Raw genomic sequence first — 7513 nt, forward strand, 5'->3', positions numbered from 1 at the left:
TGAATTGACTGCCACTTACCTGGGTTAGTGCGTCGGCAAATTCGGCGGCAAATTCTTTAGGCGCATTGATACCTGTACCTATGGCTGTTCCACCTTGAGGAAGGATACGACTGCGTTGCAGTAATTGCGGAAGCTGCTCGGTTGTGACTTCCAGTTGGCCCGCCCAGGCTTCTAATTCTTGCGCCATGGTCATAGGCATGGCATCCATCAAATGCGTTCTGCCTGTCTTTACAACATCCCGTAATTCAATGGCTTTGCTTCTGATGGTGTCAACTAACTGCTTTAATGCCGGCTCTAACTGTTTTTCGACCGCCAGAACACTAGCAATTTGAATGGCAGTAGGAATAACATCGTTACTCGACTGACTTTGATTGACGTGGTCGTTGGGGTGAATGTCCAGCCCTTGCTGCTTTGCTAAATTTGCAATGACTTCATTGGCATTCATGTTAGAGCTTGTGCCGGAGCCTGTTTGGAATACATCAACCGGAAAGTGTTCGAGATGTTTCCCATCAATGATTTCCTGAGCGGCTTTCTCAATAGCGTCGGCATGTTTTTGGTCTAACTGCCCGATTTTAGCGTTAGCCCTTGCCGCACTGGCTTTTACCATTGCTATGGCTTGTATCATCTTAGCCGGCAGAGTGAGCCCACTAATGGAAAAGTTATCAACTGCGCGCTGAGTTTGCGCGGCGTAAAGTGCATTTTGGGGGACTTTGATTTCGCCCATGCTGTCTTTCTCTGTGCGATAATCCTGGCTCATGAGTATCCCTCCTGTCATCGAGCTTACGAGTAAAAGCGTCTATGCCTAACCTACCAAAAATGAACCATAGTGGATCATTAGTACGTACTCCAATCATAGCGCAGTTTGTTTTTTTCGGTTACGTTACAGTTGAACGTATTAAGTTATTGTCGGGGGTTGGTGTGAAGCATGTAATTGCTGCTTTTTTATTGACGGTTTTAAGTGTCCAGTATGTGTCTGCCGAGACTTTAAAAGTGAAATTGGTTGATGCAAAGGGTCAGCCGTTAGTTAATGCCGCGCTATTAATTGATAGCCAAAAAGATAAGTTTAATGAAAATAATGAAGCGATTGTTGATCAGGTGGATAAACAGTTTACTCCCACCGTCAGTGCTGTAAAAAGGGGCACGGATGTTGTATTCCCTAACAGCGATAATATTCGACACCACGTGTATTCGTTTTCTGAAGCTAAGAATTTTGAGTTAAAACTGTATTCAGACAAAGAGCAGCCAAGCGTTAACTTTGATAAAGAAGGTATTGTGACTCTGGGTTGTAATATCCATGATCAGATGATTGCTTACGTTCTGGTAAGTAACGACTATGACGTCGTTGTGACCGATGAGCAAGGTCTGGCTGAGCTTAACCTCTCTGAAGGTGAGAGTCTGGAAGAGGTGAGGGTATGGCATCACTGGATGGGCGATGATTTATCTCAAGCTCAGAACATTGCATTAGCGGCTAATGGAGAGGAGCTCACCGGACAAGTTCGGGTATCTGCGCCTCAGCAGGAAGAAAAAGAGCCTTCTCGTTTAGAACAGCGATTTAACCGTAAAGGGAACCAATGATCACACGGTTTAGAACTCGCTTAATTATTATTCTTGCCGGTTTGGTAGCCGGCGCTTTATTGGTTGCCTTAGCAGCGGTGTGGGTTGCAACGGAGAACCAGCTGGAACGCTCAATTGAAAGAGAGCTGAGTGTCAGTGAAAAGGTATTCCGCGAACTGCTCGATAGCCGTAGCACTCAGCTACTTCAGGCAGCTGAAGTTCTTACCGATGATTTTGGATTCAAGCGGGCGGTATCCTCTAAAGACCGAGAGACCATTATTTCGGCGTTAGTGAACCACGGTGAACGGATAGAAGCCGAATTAATGGTACTGCAAACACCCGACGGGAAAGAAATTGCTTCTTCACATGCTTTTGATGAATTGCGTATTAATCCTCGTGCGGCCGGTTCAAACCGAGAGCTAGCCGTGGTGGAAGACGAGCTCTTTCAGTTAGTCACCGTACCGGTTAATGCGCCTAATTTAATTGCGTGGGCAACGCTTGGCTTTGAAGTTGATTCTGAATTGGCTGAGGAGTTAAAAAGTCTGGCTAATGCTGATATCAGTTTGTGGCTGGAGAGCTCTAACGATGTTCTCGCCTCAAGCCTATCGCAGCCGCAGGTTTCCTCTTTATCGGAGACTTTGACTCAAAGTAACGGAATTTTGGATGCCTGGTTACTAAACAATGATTTTGCCGGTAATGAAGTCATCCTTAATCTTGACTCGGGCGACGCTGTTCATGTTGTGCTGACGACATCTTTGAGCGCTGCAACCGAGGAGTTTACACGGCTGCGTTGGCAGATTGTTTTAATTGCCATTGCCGCTTTGGTTGTCGCTATGTTGTTAGCTGTCATTATTGCGCGCGGCGTGTCACGCCCATTGCAGCAGTTGTCAGGAGCCGCGAAGAAACTGCAGCAAGGCGACTACAGTGAAACGAATTTGTCATTAAATGATGATGAGTTCGGTAAGCTCGCTGACACTTTTGGTAGCATGCGAAAGGCTATTTCTGAGCGTGAACAGCGTATTTCTTATCAGGCATCTCATGATCACCTAACTAACTTACCTAACCGACGGTTTTTCCGAAAAGAGTTGGAGAAGCTGCTACATGCGAATAACAGTGGCTGTTTATTATTGTTAAATATTCGACAGTTCCGTGTTTTGAATGACAGTGTTGGTCAGGAAATTGGCGATGATATTTTGCGGCAATTGTCAGACCGTTTACGGCAGTGCTGCGCAAACTCAACCTTGTTAGCGAGAGTCGGTGGTGATGAGTTTGCTATTTTGTACTCTTTCGAACAATTAGCATTTGAATTAAACCGCAGCGTAAATCAATTAGAGGCGTTTCTTAAGTCGCCGTTTAAAGTAGGGGACAGTGACTATCGTCTGGCTTTTAATTTAGGTGTTGTTTGTTTTCCCGAACAAGGCGCAGAGGTTGATTTATTGATTCGACGCGCGCAGGTCAGTGTACAACAAGCGAAACTTCAGCAGAGCTTCTACGTAGAGTATCAGCAAGGGCTGGATGAACAGCACATGCGGCGCCTGCAAATTATAGAGTCGTTAAAAGACGCCGTAAAAGATGAAGAGCTGCATCTGGTGTTACAGCCTAAGATTAACTGTCAGAGCGGCACCGTCGTGGGTGCTGAAGTACTTTTAAGATGGCAGAGTGAGAAGCTGGGCTTTGTTGGCCCTGATGAGTTTATTCCTTTGGCAGAGCAGTCGGGAGCTATTACCGATTTAACAGACTGGGTCTGCAGGCAGTCTGTGGAGCTGCTCCGTAACTGGGAACAGCAAGGAAAAACTCTCAAACTGAGTATTAATTTATCGACGGTTGACCTGTTAAGTGACGCCCTACCTCTATTGTTTGAGCAATTGATAAAAGGTTTCCCTCAGTTACCGCAGCGGCTGGTTCTGGAAGTGACGGAAAGTGCCGTGATGCAGGACCCTGAAAAAGCGATTGCCCGGCTGGAAACCCTCAAGCGCCTTGGGTTTTCTATTTCTATTGATGATTATGGCACCGGACATTCATCCCTGGCCCAATTACGAAGACTGCCTGTGGAAGAACTTAAAGTTGACAGGGCGTTTGTGCAGTATTTGAGTGAAGAGGCTATGGATGAATCCATTGTCCGTTCAACGATTCAGCTAGCCCATGAATTGGGTCTTCGAGTGGTTGCAGAAGGTGTTGAAGATGAAGCCAGTTGGAAGGTACTGCAATCGCTGCAGTGCGATGAATTGCAAGGCTACTATTTTAGCAAACCCTTAGCTATTTCAGATTTTAAGAATTACTTAACCGACCATGAGTTAAAAGAATGAAAATGAATATAAGAGACTCTTTAGTATATGGAAGCCGCTTTATTTTGGCTGGTGTTTTGCTTTTTAGCTCTGCTACGTTCGCGGACCAGGGAACAAGACTATTAGCAACAGGGGGCGCCAGTACGTTAGAAGGAGCCGGGGGAGGCGGTATAGTCCCCTGGGCAACATTAAGCAGTTACGCAGGGAAAGGTCAATTTGGTGCTACGGTCAATTTAAGTGAAGTTGCTGTAGATGACTTTCGGTTAAGCGTACAGGGCGCCAGTGTCAGTTGGAATAACCGAATAGAATTGTCGTACGCGGAACAAACATTTGATCTGTCCACTATTGGTGGTGAGCTTAGTCAAAGTATTCTTGGTGCTAAAGTACGTTTGGCCGGCGACCTCATTTACGGCGATTTACCTCAAGTCAGTGTGGGCGCGCAGCACAAAAAGAACAATGACTATGCATTGCCTTCAGCCGTTGGTTCTCAGGATGACAGCAGTGTTGACTGGTATGTCAGTGCCGCAAAAGCCTGGTTGGATGGGCCTTTTCATCGTACCTGGGTCGCAAACTTAACCTTGCGTTCAAGCAAGGCGAATCAACTGGGTTTGTTGGGCTTTGGCGGAGACAAAGAAAACAGCAGGGACTGGCTGGCGGAAGCGTCGGTAGCGGCTTTTTTGAACCGTTATTGGGCTGTGGGTATTGAATACCGCCAGAAGCCCGATAATTTAAACTTCGCTGAAGAGCAGGACTGGAAAGATCTTTTTGTCGCTTACTTCCCAAATAAACATGTGTCCGTTGTTGGCGCTTACACTGACTTAGGTTCAATAGCGGGGCTCGATGATCAAACCGGCTGGTATTTGTCTGTTCAGGCAGCTTTTTAAGGAGAAATTATGAGAATAGGTGTGTTACTGGCGGTGTTATTATTTGCTCCGCTTTCAATTGCCCAGAACTTGTATCAGCAGTTGGGAGAGAAAGAGGGTATTGAAACCGTTGTCGAAGAAATGCTTTACAGAGTGGGTGGCGATGACCGTATAGCTCATCATTTTACTGATGTGGACATTATGCGGGTGCATAAACTGATTAGTGAACAAATATGTGACGTTAGTGGTGGTCCATGTGACTACAGCGGAGATGATATGAAAACTTCGCATCGCAACATGGGCGTTACTAACGCGGACTTCAATGCGCTGGTGGAGCACCTAATAGCGGCAATGGAAAAGCATGATATACCGGTTGCGGCTCAGAATCAGTTACTGGGTCTGCTGGCGCCAATGCATGGCGATATTGTAGAAAACTAAAGGTATTGGGGAAAGGCTGTGGCCCGCTTTGTGCGAGCCACAAATTGCTTATTAAACGTTAAAGCGGAAGTGAATAACATCGCCGTCTTTAACGATGTACTCTTTTCCTTCTAAACGCCATTTACCGGCATCTTTTGCACCTTGCTCACCATTGTTAGCAATGTAGTCGTCATACCCAACGATTTCGGCACGAATAAAGCCTTTTTCAAAATCGGTGTGAATGCGTCCGGCTGCCTGAGGTGCCGTTGAGCCTACTTTCACTGTCCAGGCGCGAACTTCTTTTACGCCGGCAGTGAAGTATGTGTGCAGGTTTAATAGCTCGTAGCCACCACGAATAACGCGGTTCAAACCTGGCTCGTCCTGACCCAGTTCGCTCAAAAACTCTTCTTTGTCAGCTTCGTCCAGTTCGGCTATTTCTGATTCAATAGCAGCACACACGGGAACAACAACAGCGTTTTCGGTTGCCGCAATTTCACGTACTTTATCCAGGTGTGGGTTGTTTTCAAAACCGTCTTCGTTGACGTTGGCAATGTACATGGTTGGCTTTAAAGTCAGCAAGTTGTAAGAGCGAATGGTTGCGCGCTCATCTTTGCTGAGCTCTACAGAGCGAGCCATTTTACCTTCATCAAGTGCCGGCTTCAGTTTTTCCAGGACCGCAATTTCTGCTTTGGCTTGTGCGTCACCGCCTTTCGCTTTTTTACTCAGACGGTACAAAGACTTATCAACAGAGTCTAAATCGGCGAGTGCCAACTCGGTGTTAATGGTGTCAATGTCATCGGCAGGGTCAATACCGCCACTGACATGCACAATATTGTCGTCTTCAAAGCAGCGCACGACATGACCAATAGCGTCGGTTTCGCGGATGTTTGCTAAAAACTGGTTCCCTAAACCTTCACCTTTTGAAGCGCCTTTAACTAACCCGGCGATATCAACAAATTCCATGGTTGTTGGAATCACGCGCTCGGGATTGACGATAGCGGCTAATTTATCCAGGCGAGGATCAGGGACAGGAACGACACCCGTATTCGGTTCGATGGTACAGAATGGAAAGTTTGCAGCTTCAATGCCTGCTTTTGTCAGTGCGTTGAAAAGTGTGGATTTACCCACGTTTGGTAAACCAACGATACCACATCGAAATCCCATGAGAATTTAGCCTTTCTGTTCAGGGCGGTAGCTGTGCAGACGCTGCAATGCAGGTCCCCAGCCGTCCACCATTAATGTGTCGATACTGCGGCTGGCTTCATCGATACAGTCATCGATAAGCCGCTGTTCATTTGCTGAGGCTTTGCCTAAAACAAAGCCTGTTACTTTCGTTTTATCGCCCGGATGGCCAATACCAATGCGCAATCGCATAAAGTCCTGGCTACCTGTCTGGGCAATAATGTCTTTAATTCCGTTGTGCCCGCCGGCACCTCCACCTTTCTTAAACTTTGCAACGCCAGGGGGTAAGTCGAGCTCATCGTATGCCACTAAAATTTGGCTAGCCGGTATTTTATAAAAGTTAGCCAGCGCCGCTACAGAGAAACCACTGCGGTTCATAAAGTTTTGTGGCAGTACAATGCGAAGATCATGAGCGCCTTGTTGCCAGCGTCCAATCAGGGCTTTGCTTTTTGTATCAGGGGAAAGTGTAATTGCGTGGCGTCTGCAGAAGTCTTCGACTAACCAGAAACCAGCGTTGTGGCGAGTTCGTTCATACTCGGGGCCCGGATTTCCCAGGCCCACAAGCAGTTTTACTTCAGTTCCCATAACAGGAGACTGACTTACTCTTCGTCAGCGTCGTCTTTGCTGTTTTCAGCAGGAACGTCGCCAGGTGCTACTGTATCTTCTTCGGTCTCTTCTTTCTCGACACGAGGAGCAGTAATAGATACAACCGCCTGGTCGTGATCATCACCTTTAGTCAGTTCAACTAACTCAACGCCTTTAGGCAGTTTTAAGTCAGTCAGGTGAATGGTGTCACCAATGCTGAGTTCAGCAATATCAACTTCCAGGTACTCTGGTAAGTCTTTCGGCAATACAGTGATTTCCACATCGTTGACGTGGTGAACAACAACACCGCCTTCTTCTTTAACACCCTTAGCAGTTGTTTCGTTTAAGAAATGCAGAGGTAAGTTAGTGTGAAGTTTGTGGCCTTTCTCAACGCGCTGGAAATCCAGGTGAGTCAATTTTGGCTTATACGGGTGACGCTGCATGTCTTTAAGGATTGCCTGATGCTTCTTACCATCAAACTCCAGCGTCAAAATGTGCGAATAAAAGGCTTCGAAGTCAGCCATGTTATTCACTTTGTTGTGGTCCAGTTCTAGTGCTACTGGCTCACCTTTACCACCATATAAAATTGCTGGTACTTTGTCCGCGTGACGCAGGCGGCGGCTCGCA

The 7513-nt window shown here is 46.7% G+C and carries 8 protein-coding genes; 4 read left to right on the forward strand and 4 right to left on the reverse strand.

The features are described 5' to 3' along the window. Nucleotides 1–757: lyase family protein (locus tag B3180_RS11410; RefSeq protein WP_286844633.1), on the reverse strand; the 757-nt coding region annotated here is incomplete at its 3' end. 41 nt (nucleotides 758–798) lie between these two features. Here B3180_RS11410 and B3180_RS11415 point away from each other — a divergent pair. The 4 genes from B3180_RS11415 to B3180_RS11430 are packed head-to-tail and all read left to right on the forward strand — an operon-like array spanning nucleotide 799 to nucleotide 5140. Further along, nucleotides 799–1575: a methylamine utilization protein gene (locus tag B3180_RS11415; protein WP_278354850.1), complete on the forward strand. Its 777-nt coding sequence runs from the start codon at nucleotides 799–801 to the stop codon at nucleotides 1573–1575. Then, nucleotides 1572–3860, forward strand: a complete 2289-nt coding sequence (locus B3180_RS11420) for a putative bifunctional diguanylate cyclase/phosphodiesterase (protein ID WP_278358361.1) — start codon at nucleotides 1572–1574, stop codon at nucleotides 3858–3860. The genes B3180_RS11415 and B3180_RS11420 overlap by 4 nt, the downstream gene beginning before the upstream one ends. Before the next feature lie 2 nt (nucleotides 3861–3862). Then, nucleotides 3863–4723: a DUF3034 family protein gene (locus B3180_RS11425; RefSeq protein ID WP_199494763.1), complete on the forward strand. Its 861-nt coding sequence runs from the start codon at nucleotides 3863–3865 to the stop codon at nucleotides 4721–4723. A 9-nt stretch (nucleotides 4724–4732) separates the two neighbouring features. Continuing rightward, nucleotides 4733–5140, forward strand: coding sequence for a group I truncated hemoglobin (locus B3180_RS11430; RefSeq protein ID WP_199494752.1), 408 nt, complete (start codon nucleotides 4733–4735; stop codon nucleotides 5138–5140). Between the two features lie 51 nt (nucleotides 5141–5191). On the opposite strand, the gene ychF is transcribed toward B3180_RS11430, so the two are convergent. From ychF to B3180_RS11445, 3 genes are all read right to left on the reverse strand, one after another. Then, the gene (gene ychF, locus B3180_RS11435; RefSeq protein ID WP_054487137.1) at nucleotides 5192–6283 is read right to left on the reverse strand and encodes a redox-regulated ATPase YchF; all 1092 of its coding nucleotides are present in this window, start codon (nucleotides 6281–6283) and stop codon (nucleotides 5192–5194) included. A 6-nt stretch (nucleotides 6284–6289) separates the two neighbouring features. Further along, nucleotides 6290–6886, reverse strand: a complete 597-nt coding sequence (gene pth / locus B3180_RS11440; RefSeq protein ID WP_054487139.1) for an aminoacyl-tRNA hydrolase — start codon at nucleotides 6884–6886, stop codon at nucleotides 6290–6292. Between the two features lie 14 nt (nucleotides 6887–6900). Further along, nucleotides 6901–7513, reverse strand: a 613-nt coding sequence (locus tag B3180_RS11445) for a 50S ribosomal protein L25/general stress protein Ctc (protein ID WP_286844644.1), incomplete at its 5' end; no start/stop codon positions are given.

The sequence above is a fragment of the Idiomarina sp. UBA4206 genome (genome assembly GCF_002383015.1).
Lineage (GTDB): Bacteria > Pseudomonadota > Gammaproteobacteria > Enterobacterales > Alteromonadaceae > Idiomarina > Idiomarina abyssalis.